Here is a 16,870-nt window from a genome sequence, read left to right on the forward strand (position 1 = left end):
ATTTTCCGCGGCTTCTTACGGCTGCTGCAGACGCTCGCCCTCGCGCAGCGCCTCGATCCAGACGCCGCCGGTCTCTTTCAGCGCGCGCCGTCTCTCCCGGTAATCCGGCATCACGCGTTCCACCTCCTGCCAGAATGCGCGGGAATGATTCATATGGCGCCGGTGCGCCAGCTCATGGACGATCACATAATCCGTGACTTCCTCCGGCAGCTTCATCAGCAGACAGTTGAAGCTGAGATTTCCCTTGGCCGAGCAGCTCCCCCACAGCGTCTTCTGACTGCGGATGGTGATGCGTCCATAGCTTACGCCCATACGGGCGGCCATCCGCTCCACCCGCGGCGGGAGCTCGCGGGCCGCCTGCTTCAAAAGGCACTGCCGCTCTCTGCATCCGATGGGCTCCTCCGCCCGGGCCCGCTGCTTTTTCTGCCGTTCCTCCCAGCGCACAAAATGCTGCGCCACCCAATCCTCATGTTTCTCGATGAATGCCTCAATCTCGCGAAGCGGCAGACGGCGGGGAGCCCGGACCACAAGCTCTCCCTCTCTGGTGATCTCCATCGCAAGCGTCCGCCGGGCGCTGCGCACCAGCCGGTATTTCTTTTCCATTCCGCCCCCTTGTACAGCCATGGCTGCCGTCTTACACAGATCAGAAAAGCCGACATGCTTTCTGTCGGCTTTTCTGATCTCACTTTCTTTTACTTTATAATACGTTTGTCGTCTGCACTCCGCAAGCTCCCGGCCTCACTTTTTCTTCTTTCTTCTCGCGAGGAGCCATCCCAGAAGAAGCAGTCCGCCGCCTGCCATCATGGAAAGCGGAAGCAGAGGATTGGACCTGTCTCCTGTCTCGATCATTCCCCGTCTCGCGCCCGCTACCGTTCTGCGGTTTCCTTTCGTACCGGAGTTGTTCTTTTTCTTCGCCGAGCCGATCTCCGTGTCCGGCGGCGTAGGCGGAGTCGGCGGCGCAGGAGGCGTCGGTGGCGTTGGAGGAGTAGACGGCGGTGTTGACGGCGTCGGAGGGGTAGACGGAGGCGTCGAGGGCGTAGGCGGGGTATCAGGCGGGGTAGGAGGCGTAGGCGGGGTCGGCGACGGGGTGGGCTGCGCCTTGTCCCGCATGGTCACCAGAGTCTCCGCTCCGTTTACCTCGACCTTGATATCATCCGCCACTTTATAGCCGTCCGGCGCTTTTACCTCATGCAGCGTGTAGGTGCCGCTTGGCACCCCCGTGAGAACGGTGGATGCCGCCGTACTGATCCACTCGGCGTAAACCGTCCCGTCCTCCCGGAGAAGCTGGAGCTTTGCACCGGCAAGTCCCAAGCCGTCCTCATCCTTTACCTTGGTAATATCAACGTGATTCTCTTCATAGTCGTTCGTCATCACCGCGGTTTCGGCATCGCCCTTTACCGCGATCACAACGGTCTTGTCCGCCGAGACGCCGGCCAGCGTATAGCCTGCAATCACCCGGCCCGCGCTGTCCAGCTCTGTGACCTGATAGCTGCGGCCCGCAGGCAGCCCCGTAAGCGTCAGCGAACGGTCACCTCCGGCCCCGTCCATCGAGGCCCGATAACTGATTTCCGTCCGCGTCTCCGTAAGAGCCGCCGTCGCCTTGCCGTCCGTCACCGCGCCGAAGCTCACATACAGCGGCTTCACGGGATTTCCGGTCGTGATCATGAAATGCGGATCGTAATCCGCCGGAACCGCGCCTCCCAGACCGGTCACAGCCTTTTTGAGCGTGAGGGAACCGGTATCGCGGGTATAGGTATTCGTGATACCCGGCGACGCCGTGAGATCCTTGCGGACCTGTATCGTTACCGGCGTATCGAACGGAGCGCTGTCCACCGTATAGCCCGCGATCGCCGCGCCGTCAGGTTCTGTCTCCAGAATCTCATATTCCCCGACCGGGAGGCCGCTCAGTGTGACGGCATTTCCTCCGCCCGGCTTCACGAAAATCTCCGTTTTCGCCGTGCCCTTGTCCACGGCCGTATCATCCCCCGGATTCGCGGGCTCCTGATAGGCATAGTAATGTCCCGTGATCTTATTCCGGACGGTAAACCGGTAGGTCTTGCCTGAGGCCGCGGCGGGACTTCCCGCCCCGAGGAGCTTCACAAGCCGCAGCGCCCCCTTGTCCTTGGTGTAGGTATTGATCACCGTGACCGGCGTCGTCATGTCTTTTGAGACCGACGCAATCCCGCGGCCGCCGACCGACAGCGTATAGTCCGCGACCGCCGCCTTGTCCACCGTCTCCTGTATATCGTAGTCTCCGACCGGAAGTCCGGTCAGAACAATTTCCGCCCCGTTCGGAACCAGCGCGATTTCTGTTTCCGTCGTTCCCTCATCCTTGGCAGACGGATTGCCGAGCGCCGCCTGCGCGGCATCGTAGCTGTAAAAGTGCCCGGTGGCGGTATTCTTCACCGTAAGATAATACTTTGCCGGCAGCTTATCTTCATCTCCCGTCGGAATGACGGCTTTCTTTCCGAGCTTCAGCGAGCCGACATCCTGCGTGTAGATATTCTGAATCGTAACGAGCGCCACGGAATCCTTGATCACGGTCGCTTCGCCCTCGCCGACGGTCCTTAAGCTGTAACCGGCGATATGCGTCCCCGCCGTCACCTCTCGGACCTCGTAATCGCCCACCGGAAGCCCGGTGATCACCACAGGGATCTTTTCATTGGTTTTCACCTCGATCTCCGCCGCGGTGTCGGACTCTGCTCCGTCCTTGTCATAATATTTTCCGGTCGCCTTGCTCTGTACGGTAAAGCGGAAGCTGTCGGGCAGCGTCCCGCCGGCGGTGATGCTCGCTTTCTTGCGAAGCGCAATCTCTCCCCGGTCCCTCGTGTAGCGGTTCGTGATCGCCGCCGATGCGGTTCCGGTGTCCGAAACCGTGACGGTCTCGCCGCTCCCGGTCGTTTCTCTGCTGTAATACGGAATCTCCGCTCCGGACTCAACCTCCCGCACGGTGTAGCTGCCGACGGGGATCCCGCCAAGGACGACCGGTATTCCCGGCTTCACCGGAATGGTCACCGGACTGCTTCCATCATAGGCATGCCCCGCCGCATCATAATACTGATGCGTCGCGTTGTTCTGCACGGTAAAGAGATAGGTCTTCGTCTCCGCATCCACAGGGCTGCCCGGCGCGATCAGCTTTTCCAGCCGAAGTTTTCCGGTTTTCTGCGTATAGTGATTTTTGATATGCGCCGCGGGCGAGCCGCCCTCGGTCACCTGCACGGTTCCCTCCCCGGTGACGACAAGGCTGTACGCACCTATCTGCACATCCGCCGTCTTCTCCCGGATCTCATAGCTTCCGACCGGCAGATTCGGGATCGTGACGCCGTCGGCCTGATCCGCCCGCACCCGCACGACCGTGTCCGCGGAATTGCTGGAATTTCCCGCCTCATCGTAATAGAGAGCGTTCACAGTGCTTCGCACGGTGAAAAGGAACTCCTTTGCCAGAAGTACAGGATCCGTGACCAGCGTGCCGTCAGCCTCCCGCTTCTCCACACTCTTTCGGAGCACCAGCTTTCCTGTCTTCTGCGTATAAATATTGCGGATGGAAGCGGATGCCGTGGCGTTTTCGTTCACCGTGACGCCGCCCTCGCCCTCGACGCGGTGGCCGTAGCCATCGATCTCCGCGTCGGCGGAAAGCTCTTTCACCTCATAGCTGCCGATCGGAAGATGATCAATCGTCAGCGTCTCGCCGTTTTTCACATCGATGACCGCATAGACCTGCCCCTTTCCGTCCTTATCATAATACAGACCCGTCGTCGGGCAAAACACCGTAATACGGTAGCTCCGGGCGCCCGCAGCCGCCAGCGCCTCGGGGCTCTCCGGCGTGATCGAAACCGCCTTGGACAGCCTGAGCCTGCCGACTTTCTGCGTATAGGTATTCGTGATCACTGCCGCGGAGATTGTGTTCTCCGCCACGGCAACACTCCCCGCATCGCCCTCCACCAACAGTGTATATCCTGAAATTGCGGCCTCTCCGCTCAGCTCCCTTACCGTGTAGCTGCCGATCGGAAGTCCTGTGAGAAGCACATCCTGCCCCGGCTTTATCTCAACGGGCAGCGTGCTGTCCGAGACGGCGCCGTCTTTCCCGTGATACTTCCCTGTCGTATTGCTTTGCACCGTAAAGCGGTAGGTCCGCGTTTCCGCGGAGACAGGGCTCCCCGCGCTGAGCTTCTTTACAAGGCGCAGACTTCCCACTTTCTGCGTGTAGGTATTCGTGATGGTATGAGAGGCCTCCGTGTCCTTGACGATCTCAAGCTCTTCTCCGCTTCCGTTCACCTCGAGCGTGTAGCCTGCCGCCGACGCCGCATCCGTTTTCTCCTCGATGCGGTAGGTTCCGATGGGCAGATTCGGGATCGTGACCGAGCTTCCCGCCTTGACGGTAATGAGGCTCTCTCCGGCGTTGTTTGGGATTCCCGCCGCGTCATACCATGTATTGGTTGTAATATTCCGGACCGTGAACTGATAGTCTTTTGCGGACACCTCGGCAAGAATCGCCGGGCTGGTCCCCGCGCCGATCTTCTTGGAGAGCTTGAGGCTCCCAGTATCCTGCGTATAGCGGTTCGTAATGGTTTTCTCCGCCGGTGTGCCGACGCCGTCCTCCGTGACCGTAACGCCGCCCTCGCCCTCGACGGTCAGCGTATAATTGCCGATCACCGCGGAACTGCGCTCCTCGGCGACAGTATACTCACCGACCGGGATGCTTGTCACACTGACCTGCCCATTCGCCGGAACCTCGATCGTCACGGGCGTGCTGCTCGCCGCGCCGTCCTTGTCATAATAGGTTCCAGTCCCCTGATGCTGCAGCGTAAAGCGGTAGCTCCGTCCCGCCGTGAGTCCCGGATTCGCGGTGCCGTCCGCATTGGTCGCCGTCGTCGCCTTTTTGAGCACGACGGAACCCTTTTTCTGCGTGTAGCTGTTCGTGATCACCGCCTCTGCCGGAGCCGCCTCCGTCGTGGTTTTCGCAACATTGACGTCCGCCCCGGCCGCCGCTGTTCCATTGATTTCGACCTCGAGAGAATACGAATCGATCGCCGCGCTGTCCGTGAGCTCCGTCACGGTATACTCTCCCGCTGGAATCTTCTCCAGCTCGACCGGCATCCCGGCGCGCAACGCAATTTTCTGTATGCTGTCGCTCGGCGTGCCGTCCGCGCCGTAATATTTTCCGAGTGCTTTGTTGTACACGGTCACGTAATAGTCCTTTGCCTGTGCCGACACAGGACTTCCCGTTCCGAGTCGTTTCGTAAGCCGCAGATACCCCAGCTCCGGCTCGTAGCGGTTTGTGATAAGAAGCTCCGTTGTTCCCTCCGCCGCGACAGGTTCCGTCTGAACGCTCTGATCTCCGCCGATCGATGCGGCTCCGTCATAGCAGCTTGCCTCCAGCGTATACCCGACAAGCGGCTGCCCGGTGTTTTTGTCATACGCCGCATCATACTCGAATACCTGATAGCGCGCGCCCGCCGGGAGTCCCTTGATCTCATAGACTCCAGATGTAAAATCCGCAAAGGAAATTTTGGACGAGGCTGCATTTCCCTTGATAAAGCCGCCCGCGCCGTCGCTCCGGTAAAAGCGATCCTCCGCCGTGCTTCCGTCACTTACAAGGAAGTAGAGCTTTGCCGTATCAAGCGTCTCGGGCATGCCTATAAAGGCCTTGCGGAGCCGCAGGACACCGGTCCTCCGGGTATAGCTGTTTGTGATGACGGCCGTCGTCTTGGTCCCCGATTCCACGGAGTATTCCTGATTGGTGCTGTCGTAATCCACCTGCAGCGTATAGTTCGCAATCTGCGCACCGTCCAGCCTCTCTTCGATCTTATAGCGACCCTTCGGCAGATTCGGAATCGTCACCGACTGCCCGGCCCTAACCTGAATCACCGCCGCTGCGGGGTCGTAGCCGACGGGCGTTCCCGTCTGATCATGGTATTTGCCGTTCCATGTATTCTGCACAGTAAATTCATAAGTCCGGGTCTGCGCACCGCTTTCTTCGGGCGTCCCGGCTCCGATTTTCTTTTCCAGCACAAGGCTTCCCGGGCGGATTTTCCTGTCTCCGTAATACTGAATTTCTCCTCCCGAATACACGGTTCCGGCAAAGTCCGCGGGCTTTGACTCCGGATACTTGATCTTATCGTCATTCCGGATCAGGAACACTATCTCGTTTTTCGAAATCTCATAGCCTGCCGGCGGAGTCACCTCCACAAGACGATACGCCGTATTATAGGCGAGATTCGTGAGGCTGAGATCTCCGGCGTTCCCGTTCTTCCCCGAGACGTACTGCCCCATATTCCGGTACTCGCCGTTCACGTAGCGGTAAAGGGCGAAAACCGCGCCGTTCAGCATCCGGCCGACGTTCTCCTCATCCACCTTGTAGACACTGATCCCGTCGACACTCGCGCCGGCCGCATTGTTCGATATCTTAAAGCTCGTGCTTGTGCTTCCGCCGGGCGAGGGATCCGTCTCCCCCTCCATATGGATCGTATTATCGACCTTGGTCCAGGTGTCGACCTTGCCGGAGATCCGGTAGCTGTACTCAAGGCGCAGCGTCTTCTCGTCCGGGAGCGTGAGCGTAAGACGCTCGGTGCAGTTCGCCGAGCCGCCCGACGCCGCGTTCGATTCCTCCGTCAGCACATAGCGGAAGTCCTTTCCCGGCTCCAGCGGAGTCTTCTGCCCGTCCGCCGCGATCTCATAGACCGTCACGGAGCCGGGAACAAGGCTCACATGCACATTGCTGTAGGTATTATTCTCGAACGAAAGCGCATCCTCGACCGTGATCGTGGGGCTTGCGGGATCCACATCCTCCGCGTTCGGATTGATGTCCGCCGCGTAATCGATCACGTTGCCCTCGTAATAGCTCCAGTCCTTCAACTGGCTGGTGATGGACTTGGAAAGGAGCGGCCTTCCGGTCGTTCCCTCCTTTTTCTTGGTGACGGTCTGCTTCTGCTGCGCCTCTTTCTTGTAGGTATCACCGCCTTTTTCGCTGCTTGTCGAGACCGTATTGACAAAGGCCCTTGCCGTGTCCACGCTCCATGAATCATCCTTGTCGAGCGTCACGCTGTACGTAATGCGCACGACCTGACCGGAGGGGATCTTTTTCACAAAGCCCTCCGAGAGAATCATTTTGACCGTCTGACCGCTTATTTCGGCATTTGCTTTCTCGCTCGTCCCGCTCTCGTTAAACCACGCCCACTGCTCGAGGTTCTCATTCGTGCCGTCCTTGAATGTGCGGTAATACGGCTCCGCCAGTTCAAGCTTCGACAGCGTCACCCCGGCCGGAAGCGTGTCGGTAATCGTAAAGGAACCGATATTCCCTTTGGCCTCATCGGGAATCGTCACCTCCGCCGTCCATTTGAGCGTCGTCACACCGTCGCGGTAAATGTCCGGGTCCGTGGAATTATGCGTCGTGTCTGCGGAAGTCCCCGCCACCGCGTCCAGCTTCTTCACAAGAGGACGCACAGGTCTGTACGAATTACTGGCCCAGCCATGGATATTAGTCCCGTCGATCTGCGCCCAGTTGGTAAATTTTTTGTCCGCGTCGGGATTGGTCAGTACCGCCGTGGATTCATAATGGTACGCAAAGACTGCCGTCTGGTCCTTTTTCACCGTGACGGCATAGGAATTCGGTTTATCGGCAGGGGAAAACACAATGGTGTAGTTCCCGGCCCCCACCGCCGCCTTCCACGCGTCCTCAACCATCGTTTTCTGCTCTGCGCTGAAGTACTGACCGTCATTCAGCGTATCGCGGAACGTCCAGTCCGCGCGCAGTACGGCGCCCTGCGGATCCACTTTGATGTTCCAGGAAAGAATCACGGTTTTGCCGTCTGACTTCAGCGCAACACCCTCCGCCTTTTTCGTCATGACGCCCGGCGCCGTTCCGATGCTCACCGTGCTCTCGCTGGTCTTTGGCAGCTCACCGGACTTTTCCGCCGTCACCTTGTTCGTGACGGAGCTGACACCGGCCTGCTGCTCCCTGGTCTTATAGGTGATCGTGTAGGTTCTGCGGTCCTCTGTATTGGCAAAGGTATAGGGAAGCGTAATCGTGCTGTTTCCCCCGATCGACGGAGAAATATGCACCGTCCCGGTGTATGCCTTGCCGTTCAGCGTATCCGAGAGCTTCCAGCCCGCAAGATTCGCGCCGCCGGAGTTGACCTTGATCGTCCACTCGATCGAACCGTCAGTCTGCAGCGCGCCCGACTTGCTCACCATGTTTTGACGGAATTCCGTCTTTATGGACTCGCTGTCCTCTATCTTGTGTCCTCCTGGGTCCTCGGACACGACATGAACCTTGTTGGTCGCCGTTGCGTCGATATTGCCGCCCTCTGTGAGCTTCGCCGTATATGTGATACGGTATTCATCGCCCGCCTGCATCGGCCCGAGGGTATAGGAAAACGCCGTGCCCGACTCCGTGCTCTTCTTCGGCACATAGGTCTGCCCGTTCTTCGTGATCGTTCTGGCCTCCAGCGTCAGAGGACAGGAGCATGACAGATCGTCCTCGATGAGAATGTCCTTGCTCGTTCCGTTCTTGCTCGTGACCCGTATGGTGTAGCTTACCGTGCCGGCCGCGTTGTCTACGGCTCCCTGCGATTTTTCGACCTGCAGATCCTCCGACTGATAACTCTTTTTCCTCACCAGGATCTCACGGACAATATCCTCCGTAAAGCGAATCGGCGTCTTGCCGCCCTCACCCCCGCTCGCCTCCTCGCCAGTGGCCGTGAAGCGGATATAACCGTTGATCGGGAGCCCTGATATATTTTTCTGCGCATAGCTGTCGTCAAAGGTGATGCTGATCTTCGCCCGTCCGTCGGCGCCATTGGTAATGGTATAACTGCCGATCCGGCGGCCGTCGCTGGCAAACACCACGCCCGAAATATCATTCTTCAGCCGGAAGTTCTCCGGGAGCTTGTATTCAATAGTATGGTTATCCGCCGTGAGACTGTTCCCCGGCACCTGATAATCCAGCTCAAAGGTCAGACGGTCATACAGGCCGATCTCACGCCCGTCGTAATCCGCGCCGTTGAGCTGAATCTTCGCATCATTGATAAAGCCCGAAAAGTCGATGGCCGTACCGGACAGACTGTCGAGAGAAAACTCGACGACATCGCCGCTCGCACTGGCCTCGACGGTCTCCGTCACCACATCCCCCGCGTCAAAGCTCGCCTGCATCGTCGTGGGGTACTGCTCCTTCACCGGCTCCGGCAGCATCAGATGGCGGACATGCATCATCGACGCGTCCGCGGCCCGCTCGGAGAGCTGTCCCTCCGTAAAGCGGATCCGGATCGACACACTCCCCTCTGTCGGCTCAAACTCGACCTCTTCCCCGGTCTCCGCATCTTTCACGAGGAACGCGATATCCTGCAGCACTGTATTTCCTGCGTGATGCGCAAAGCCCGTGCTCTCATCCAGCGCGCGGATATAGGCGTCGTAGGCCTCGCCTCCCGTGATCGGCGTCACGCGGAACTCCGCGTTGTCAGGCACGGCTCCGGGACTGCTGAGCGTCGCGGTGACAATCATCCCGTTCCCGGAATAGCTGTACTTCGCCCGTGTCCAGTCCGGGCTGTCATAATGCAGGAAGATCGTCGTGTCCTCTTCGAGAGCGGTATAGCTTTCTCCATCCTCTGTATAGGAGACGATAGGGCCTTCCTTCTCTCCGGCCGCCGGCGTCACACGAAGCGCGCGGATGACTCTGCCGTCCTTTGTCCCGAGCGCCGCTCTGACATAGCGGCAGCGATCCGATTCATAGCTGTACGCGTCGCTGAGGCGGATAATCCGGCGGACATCCGCAACCGGCGGGTTCCCCGCATCGGCAAGAGGAATCTCCGTCCTGTCCGGGAGCTCTATGCCGCTGTATTTTTCGGGATTCAGCTCCTCCCCCGATTCATCCACCAGCGTAAAGGTCACATGCCCCGCCGAAACGCGATGGTACACATAGGAAATCAGCACCTCTCCCGAAAGAGGCCGCTCCTCCCCGTCCTGCACGGCAGCCCAGTAAAATCCCTGCGCCGGATTCTCGTTCTCTTCCTCTTCCGTCTGCGCCTCGGCTGTTTTCCGGACAATTGCCTCGGCCGGCTCGTCCCCGACCGTAATCTTCGTCAGAGCATAGCCCGCAAACGAGGCCGCCTCCGCTTCATCAAGAAGCAGCGTATCCTCGATCTGAACCGGCTCGTCCTCAGAGAGCGCGTTTCCCTCCTCGTCGACATGACGGAGCGTGAACGTGGTTTCCTCCCCGGGATTTTCCTCTGCCTCGGCGTCTCCGCCGCTTTCCTCCTGCTCCGCCGCATAGACGAAGACAAGCACCGCATCCTTTTCGATGCGGACATAATTCTCCGCCGCATCCTCCGCCGAGACGGGAAGATAGCGGTACAGCCTTACGCCCTCCTCCGACGTCCTCTCAAGACGGACAATCTCACAGACCGCGCCGTCCTCCGACAGCTCCGCCCGGACATAATGATAGGATAGGCCGCTCTCCTCTGCGGACAGCTCCGGCGCCGCATCGGCAAGCACAACGGTCTCTTCTCCGTCTCCGTCTGCGTCCTCAAACAGATGAAGCTCGCCCTCCGGCGAAAGCTCCTGCCCGTCCTCCGTCCGAAGCACCACGGAGAGCATGATCTCCTCCGTCGGAGTTTCTTTCGGTGTCTCTTCTTCCGGAATTTCCTCTTCGGGCATTTCCTCGCCCGACATTTCTCCGCCGGAAAGCCCCTGCCCCGAAGCCTCCTCTTCCGATGTTTCCTCCTCTGCGGTTTCCGCCTGTTCCGTCCCGACTGTCTCCTCCGGCGCCGCCTTGTCTGTCAGATTTTCGCTCTCCGCCGCGGGCGGCGCTTCCTCTGCCGCCGTCTCCGCCGAAGCGTTCTCCGCTCCATTTTCCATTCCGGCCGTCACAGCCGGCAGCTCCGCCGCACTGACCGCCGCCGCGTCAAAAAAGTTCCCCGTCAGAAGAGCAACCATTCCCGCCACTGCGATCGTCCGCTTCCAGAATCTTCCTCCCGCCATCATCTTCGTCAACAACTCCTGTTCAAGTGGGCCGGGAGGAGTTGCGGACGCTGAATCAGCAAAATGTCGCCCCCCTCGAAAACGTTTAAGTTATATAAAGCATAAGAAATCAGAACCCGCTCTCCTAAAAAACACCGAGTCCTGATTTCTAAGTTGAGAGACTGTCTCATAATTAATTTTAGTCAAATCCAGATCGTTTTTCAAGAAAAAAAATTTTCACCGCGCCGCAGAAAAGCATTCCGGCATTTGACGAGGCAGCAGGTATGAGGCAAAAAGCCATCTGAGCACAGCGCGCAGGGCGATTGCCAAATACCTGCGAGCGCAGCGGGAGCTGCCACGGGCAACGGAGCCGGGCGGGAACTTATATTTTAGCGATGCCGCAAAATGCAGCACGGGCATACCATACGATTTATTCGCTCAGCACCAGTGAATCCCACGAATCGTCCGGCACCAGCGTGATGTAGGTCTTCCCCTGATTGACCTTGATCTCATTGCCGTCAGAATCATAGTAGCGGGTGATATCGGTATCGCTGGTCTTGGTCCATGTGATATCCTTGGCCTCGCCGTTCGTGATGTAATAGCCGCGGTAGCCGACGTTGATGCAGTTATAGATCAGATAGCCGTTGTCGTCGTACTGCGTGAACGGACATTCCTGAATAATCACGTTCTTGAACGTCAGGACCTCATCGTCCTCCGCATCCTTGTGAATCTCGCCGTAGTCATAGAAATCATAGGTCTTCGTGTCCTCGTTGTATACCAGCTTGGAGGACGTATGCTTGAACGGCAGCTCGATGGTCTTCACCGGCAGAACGGAATCGTAGACGTCGCTGAGCTTAAGCTCCGTTCCGTAATCGGTGAACTGGAAATGCGTATCCTGCTCCGGCCTGAACTGATCATAATCCTTGGAATATTTTGAACCGGCAAAATTGTCGGCCACATCGCCTTTCAGAATATATTCAGTAAACTCCGTGCTCTTGCCGTTCTTGACGCGGGAAAAGGTTCCCGAAAAATGCTGGGCGTAATCATTGGCAAGATAGGCGTCAATATAGAACGGGCCGCCGTCGTGGCAGAGCATCGCATTGTACTCCGCCGCCAGCAGAATGTTCGTCGGGCGGGTGGAGCGGATGGAGCCGATCTGCTCGATATCCTCATAGTCCTTGTAGATCGCCATAAAGCGGGTGATCCGGTCATTGGCCGTGCTGTTCATGATCTCATAGACGATATCCGCCTCAGCCGTGCCGTAGTGGCGGAGCGCCTGCTTCTCATTGTCGATCATGACCGCGATCGGCTTCTGATCCCGGAGCTCCTCGCTGATCGCCTCGCCCGTCAGCTCGCTGCGGTACATGCCGTCCGGAAGCTCCGTCGCCGCAGGCCCCTCTTCCTCGGGCTCCTCCTCGGGGATATCCTCCTCGACGGGCTTCTCCGGAATCGGCTCATCGATGCTTGCAAAGGACGTGCCCTCGGAAGCGCTGTCCGAGCCGCCGCAACCGGCAAGAAGAAAGGCCGCTGCCGCGGCGGCCATAAGAGCGCTGATTGCTTTTCTGTTCATCTTCATGATCTGATCCTCTCGTATCAAAACTACTCTTCAAAATCACTCTCCCGCAGCGCTGTGACCGGCTGCCGGGCAGTCAGGACGAAAAAACAAAACATATTATAGCAGAAAGCGGCCCGCGGCGATAGTCTCCGACCCACAAAAATGCGGCGCCTGAAAACGCAGCGGCCGGAAGCACGGCCGAAAGCATCTCCCGCTGCCGGTCCCGGCGAGGCGGGAACAGCGTCCGCTATTCCTCAAAGCCATCCATCAGCTTGATGATTGCGCCGATCTGACGGATGTGCTCGCCCTCCGCAAGCGGAATGTCCTCCGCCCCGGAGACGAGGGGCAGATCCTCCTCGTCCTCGAACCGGGCCAGCACCCACGCCCGCTCGGACTCAATCGCATCGTCGATCGCCTCGTCGACAGTCGAGCCGTCTCCGTAGCATCCGGCAAGATCCGGAAAATCACAGTGCCAGCTCCCGTCCTCTTTCTGACGGAATACCGCAGGATAGGTAATCATCATGGTCTTTCTGAATTCCTCTCTGTATTTATTGCAATCACGGTTTTTATTGCCGCCGCGCGCCGGAAATCCGGGTTCCTTTTCACATGAGCCAGATACCTGCGGCAGGCGGCGGGATATTTGATTTCCGCAGCATTCAGCGAACGAACGTGCAGCATGTTTATCCTGCCCATGACCCGCGGAAATAAATCACACGCGGAGGATATTATAGCATATAATAAAGCAGTCGGGTGAGACTTTCCCCCGCAGACTCTGACGCACGAGGTTCGCTATGAACAATATAAATCCGTCCTCTCCCCATGCCGATCCGGGATATTCCCGTCAGGAGCTCCGCTCGCTCCTCCATCAGCTTCTGAATATGGGAGAAACCCTGCTCCTGTCCGGCGCGGAGATCAACCGCGTCGAGGACACGCTCTCCCGCATGGGCAAGGCGTACGGCGCGGCAAAAATGAATGTTTTCGTCATCACGTCCATCCTGATGGTCACGATGGGCTTCCCCGGAGATCAGGAGGTGACGCAGACGCGCCGCATCAGCCGCTCCGCGGCCGCCGAGACCAACTTCAACCGGCTTGAGCGCCTGAACGCGCTCAGTCGGGAATGCGCCGCCTGCCCTCTCCCCATCCACGAGCTGCGCCGCCGGATCAATGATATCCGCTACGGCGATCCGGAGGTTCCCCGCTTCGTCGCAGGGAGCGTCATCGCGGCCGCCGGCTTCTGCGTCTTTTTCGGAGGGACTCCGGCAGATGCCGCAGCCGCCGGTATTTTCGCGCTCCTTATCTGTTTTCTGCAGAGGCGCTTCTACCGCTTCTGTCCGAATATTTTCATTTTTGATCTGCTCTGCTCCATCCTCGTCGGCAGCCTCATCGGCGCCCTTGCCATCCCGCTCGACTGGCTGCATGCCGACAAGGTCATGATCGGGGACATCATGCTGCTGATCCCGGGCATCGCGCTCACCAACGCGGTACGGGACATGCTGGTGGGCGATACGCTCTCGGGCATCATGCGCCTCATCGAGAGCCTCTTCTGGTCCGGCGCTATTGCGATCGGCTTTATGGTCGCCATGCTGATCACGAGAGTTCCCGTTCCGCTTGAGATCGCCGCCGCTCCCCGGGTTCAGCTCGTCATGGCCCTCGCGGGGGCGCTTGGCTTTTCGCTGATGTTCCGCCTGCGCAGAAAGCTCATTCCCGGCGCCGTGCTGGGCGGGTTTCTGACATGGGGCGTTTTTCTGCTCGCGCGTCCCCACTTCACATACATGGGAATCTTCATCCCGGGGCTCATCGCCACCGCGGTCGGCTCTCTCTACGCCGAGCTTCTCGCCCGCTTTCAGAAAGCGCCGGCCATTCTCTTTCTCATCCCGACGCTGATCCCCATGATGCCGGGCGGCCCGCTGTACTACATGATGAGCTTTGCCGTCGCCGGTATGCGGAGCATGGTCAACGCCTACACGAATCTCACGGTTGAATACGCTCTGGCCATTGCGACCGGGATGAGTCTCATCTGGTCCGTATTCTTCATGATCGAGCAGATCCGCCTGTATTCGCGCCAGTCCATCGGTTGACGCGGCGCGTGCCCGCCCTGCGCTGTCCGGAACCCTCGCAGTCCGGATTCTCTGAAGTCTGGGTTCTCTGAAGTCCGGCGTCTTCGTAAATTTCAGAGCTTCTTTCTCTGCTGCCCCGCGGTGAGGCGCACGAGAAGGCCGCGCGGCACAAATCTTGCTCCCGCGACCGCGAGCTTCATGCGGAGCGAGGGAACGATAACCGCCTGCCCCCGCGCAAGCCCCCGCAGCGCGCAGTCCGCACAGTACGCCGCCGTGATGCCCGGCAGGGCAAAGCGCACGTTTGCAACAGCATTAAATTCCGTATCGACAGGCCCGGGACAGAGACAGGATACTCTGACCGGGCTTTTCTCCTCCCTCAGCTCCTCGTGAATCGCCTGCGTGAGGCTCGCCGCATACGCCTTGCTCGCGTAATAGGCCGACAGAAACGGCCCCGCCGGCAGGAGCCCCGCGGAGGACGCCACGTTGAGAAGACAGCCGTGCCCCTGCGCTTTCATCCGCCGCAGCACATGCTTTGTCAGAACCAGCACGGCCCGCACGTTCACATCCAGCATTTCCAGCTCTCGCGAGAGCTCCGTCTCCGCAAAGCTCCCCGCGAGTCCGAAGCCCGCACAGTTCACGAACACCCCAAGCTCCCGCTCCTCCAGCGCCCGGAGCAGCGTCTCCGTTCCCTCCTCTGTTCCAAGGTCGGCCGCGACCATCCCGCAGTGCACCCCGCAGCTTTTTTCCAGTTCCACCGCCAGCGCGCGGAGCGCTTCCTCCCGCCGCGCACAGAGCACCAGCGGCCATCCCTCCGCTGCAAGCCGCCTCGCAAGCTCGCGGCCGATTCCCGAGCTCGCCCCGGTGATCACCGCACACCCTTTCACCTCCATCACAGTTCGCTCTTTCCTCATCATTATCCGCTTCTTGCTCATCATTATCCGTCCCTTTCCGATCCGATGCCGGATCCTGTCTCTGATTTCATACACTTTCCCGGCCCCGAAGCCGTTGACGCCGCCCCTCTCCCTTGTTAAGATGCAGTCTGACAGATTCAACCGGGAGGCAGCTCAGCAATCGTGCCAGGCCCCGACCGGGAGAAAGGAGAATATCATAACAATGAAAAAGAAAGTTTTATCCATCCTGCTTGCGGCGGCCCTGTCCGCCGCGGCGCTGGCCGGCTGCGGCACGGCGGGGAAAGCGCAGAGCGCCCCCGGGACCGCCGTCACAGAGGAGGCCGCTCCCGCCGGGGAGGCAGAGAACGCCGCAGCCGCTTCTTCCGGGACGCCTGCCGCGGAAACAAAGACCCCCGCGGAGGATCCCGTCGACATCAATGTCGCCGCGCTGAAAGGTCCCACCGCCATGGGCATGGTTTCCTTTATGGACGCCGCGGATCAGGGTTCCCTTACCGACAACCGCTATCATTTTACCATCAGCGACGCGCCGGATGAGATTCCTCCGATGATCGTGCAGGGCAAAACCGACATCGCTGCCGTTCCCGTCAATCTCGCCTCTGTCCTCTATCATAAGACAGAGGGCGGCGTAACGGTACTCGCCATCAATACGCTCGGCGTACTTTATATCGCGGACAACGGCTCTCCCGTCTCCTCTGTACAGGAGATGAAAGGCCGAACCATCTATGCGAGCGGCAAGGGCTCCGTCCCGGAATATGTTCTGCATTATATTCTGGAGAGGAACGGGCTCGATCCCGCCGCCGATGTGACCATTGAGTGGAAGAGCGAGCATGCGGAGGCGCTGGCCTCTCTGCTGGCCGACCCTGACGCTCTGGCGCTCCTCCCCCAGCCCTTTGCCACGGTGGCGCAGACCAAGGCGGAGTCCGTGCAGCTCGATCTGGATCTCACGAAAGAATGGGACACACTTCAAAATGAGAGCGAACAGCCCTCCGCGCTGGTCATGGGCGTCGCGATCGTCCGCAACGAATTTCTCAAGGAACACCCGGACGCCGTCATGGAGTTCATGGAGCACTACCGGGAATCCGTCGAGGCCGTAAACAGCGATACCGAAGCCGCGGCGGTGCTTGTCGGTCAGTATGACATCGTCCCCGCGCCGGTGGCGCAGAAAGCCCTGCCCTACTGCAATATCACTTTCATCTCCGGAAATGAGATGAAAGAGAAGCTCTCCGGCTTCCTCACCGTCCTGCATGAGCAGGCTCCGGAGTCCGTCGGCGGATCGCTCCCCGGCGATGATTTCTACTACGGAGAGTGACGCGCGGCGCTGCACCGTTTCCTCTGCACAAAAGATAAAACAAGCCGCCGCGGCGAAAGCGCCTGTCACAGTCAACGCTGTGCGG

The 16,870-nt window shown here is 59.2% G+C and carries 7 protein-coding genes; 2 read left to right on the plus strand and 5 right to left on the minus strand.

The features are described 5' to 3' along the window. Nucleotides 1–15: 15 nt before the first annotated feature. The 4 genes from E0E20_RS07645 to E0E20_RS07660 all read right to left on the minus strand — a co-directional run bounded on the left by E0E20_RS07645 (nucleotide 16) and on the right by E0E20_RS07660 (nucleotide 13,031). On the minus strand, nucleotides 16–603 hold the full coding sequence (locus E0E20_RS07645; protein ID WP_130837613.1) for a M48 family metallopeptidase: 588 nt from the start codon (nucleotides 601–603) through the stop codon (nucleotides 16–18). Between the two features lie 135 nt (nucleotides 604–738). Further along, on the minus strand, nucleotides 739–10,977 hold the full coding sequence (locus E0E20_RS07650) for a DUF5979 domain-containing protein (protein WP_242622723.1): 10,239 nt from the start codon (nucleotides 10,975–10,977) through the stop codon (nucleotides 739–741). Nucleotides 10,978–11,383: 406 nt separating this feature from the next. After that, nucleotides 11,384–12,529: a DUF3048 domain-containing protein gene (locus E0E20_RS07655; RefSeq protein ID WP_242622711.1), complete on the minus strand. Its 1,146-nt coding sequence runs from the start codon at nucleotides 12,527–12,529 to the stop codon at nucleotides 11,384–11,386. Nucleotides 12,530–12,755: 226 nt separating this feature from the next. After that, on the minus strand, nucleotides 12,756–13,031 hold the full coding sequence (locus E0E20_RS07660; protein WP_130837615.1) for a type II toxin-antitoxin system HicB family antitoxin: 276 nt from the start codon (nucleotides 13,029–13,031) through the stop codon (nucleotides 12,756–12,758). A 268-nt stretch (nucleotides 13,032–13,299) separates the two neighbouring features. Here E0E20_RS07660 and E0E20_RS13920 point away from each other — a divergent pair, with 268 nt between their 5' ends. Then, nucleotides 13,300–14,586 carry a threonine/serine ThrE exporter family protein gene (locus tag E0E20_RS13920; protein WP_165444026.1) on the plus strand — a complete coding sequence of 429 codons (1,287 nt, stop codon included), beginning with the start codon at nucleotides 13,300–13,302 and terminating at the stop codon, nucleotides 14,584–14,586. 92 nt (nucleotides 14,587–14,678) lie between these two features. On the opposite strand, the gene E0E20_RS07670 is transcribed toward E0E20_RS13920, so the two are convergent. Then, nucleotides 14,679–15,479 (minus strand): SDR family NAD(P)-dependent oxidoreductase, encoded by an 801-nt coding sequence (locus E0E20_RS07670; RefSeq protein WP_242622712.1) that lies wholly within the window; start codon nucleotides 15,477–15,479, stop codon nucleotides 14,679–14,681. A gap of 199 nt (nucleotides 15,480–15,678) precedes the next feature. Here E0E20_RS07670 and E0E20_RS07675 point away from each other — a divergent pair, with 199 nt between their 5' ends. Beyond that, nucleotides 15,679–16,785, plus strand: coding sequence for an ABC transporter substrate-binding protein (locus tag E0E20_RS07675; protein ID WP_130837616.1), 1,107 nt, complete (start codon nucleotides 15,679–15,681; stop codon nucleotides 16,783–16,785). Nucleotides 16,786–16,870 lie beyond the last annotated feature (85 nt).

It is taken from the genome of Lachnoclostridium sp. Marseille-P6806, assembly GCF_900625025.1.
In the GTDB taxonomy this organism is placed as follows: Bacteria; Bacillota; Clostridia; order Lachnospirales; family Lachnospiraceae; genus CAG-791.